This is a genomic window from Mesorhizobium sp. M0185 (assembly GCF_040322175.1).
Taxonomy (GTDB): domain Bacteria; phylum Pseudomonadota; class Alphaproteobacteria; order Rhizobiales; family Rhizobiaceae; genus Mesorhizobium.
This window is the reverse complement of record NZ_JAMYSY010000124.1, coordinates 1-1,120: the sequence shown is the minus strand read 5'-3', so window position 1 is coordinate 1,120 and position 1,120 is coordinate 1. Positions and strand designations below refer to the sequence as shown.

Here is a 1,120-nt window from a genome sequence, read left to right as displayed (position 1 = left end):
GTGCCGAAGTGCCCGCATGCCGATCTGTTCAACAATCGCGGTCGCGCCTGGCTCGAGCGGCAGGTGCTTCCCGACGACGAGCGGGCCGCTATCGCCCGCCACATCCGCGAGATCGATCGCCTGGCCGAGGATCTGGCTGACCTCGATCGCGACATCGCCCGGGAAGCGGTTGATGATGCGCAAGTCCGGCGGCTTCAGACGATCACCGGCGTCAATGTCATCGTCGCGAGCGGTATCATCGCCGCGGTCGGCGACATCCGGCGGTTCCGCGAGCCGCAGAAGCTGGTGAGCTACTTCGGCCTCAATCCGCGTGTGCGCCAATCCGGTCTTGGCTTGGCGCAATATGGCCGGATCAGCAAACATGGGCGTTCCCATGCCCGCGCCATGCTGGTCGAGGCCGCCTGGGCGGCGGCGAAGGCGCCCGGACCGCTCAGGGCCTTCTTCCTACGCATCCGTAACAAGCGTGGTCATCAGGTCGCAGCTGTGGCGGTCGCCCGCAAGCTCGCCGTGCTGATCTGGCATCTGCTGACAAAGGAGCAGGACTACTTCTGGGCTCGCCCGGCGCTGGTGGCGGCAAAGCAGAGGCAGCTCGCTCTCAAGGCCGGCGCGCCGGGCGAGCGCGGTGTCGGTCGCCGCGGTTCGGCTTACGCCTACAACGTGAAGGAGTTGCGAAACAGCGAGAAAGCCGCGGCCGAGAATGCCGAACGTGCCTACGAGCTAATGGTTCGGCATTGGCGGTCACGCGGGCCGAAGCGGCGCACGGACGCCACAAACGAGGAACGACTATAACGGCTGCGTGGCGGCACTCTCATCCTCTCGCACCACTCTTTGCCACGTGGTCGTCCGTGCCGGACAAATATAGCACAAGGAAATCTGGCGGCACGACCTACGCCCTCGGTCCGCTCCAGAATGGCGCCGTGCTCGACGCCGTCAAGGCGTGGCCTGGAAACCTCGCAGCCGGCCGCGGCGCCATCGCACCGGCCAGCCTTGACTGCGTCTCGACACGCTCGCATGGGAAATCCTGTGGGCCGGGACGAAGAAACAGGCTCACCTGAGCCGAACAAAGAAACGCAACAGGAATCGAAAAAGTCGAAATCAGGCTTGTCGATGTCATCCGTCG

At 64.8% G+C, this 1,120-nt stretch carries 1 protein-coding gene; it reads left to right on the top strand.

Going from position 1 to position 1,120, the window contains the following annotated elements:
• The coding region (locus tag NKJ20_RS34025) for an IS110 family RNA-guided transposase (protein ID WP_352749963.1) at nucleotides 1-789 on the top strand (789 nt) is incomplete at its 5' end.
• Between the last annotated feature and the right edge of the window lie 331 nt (nucleotides 790-1,120).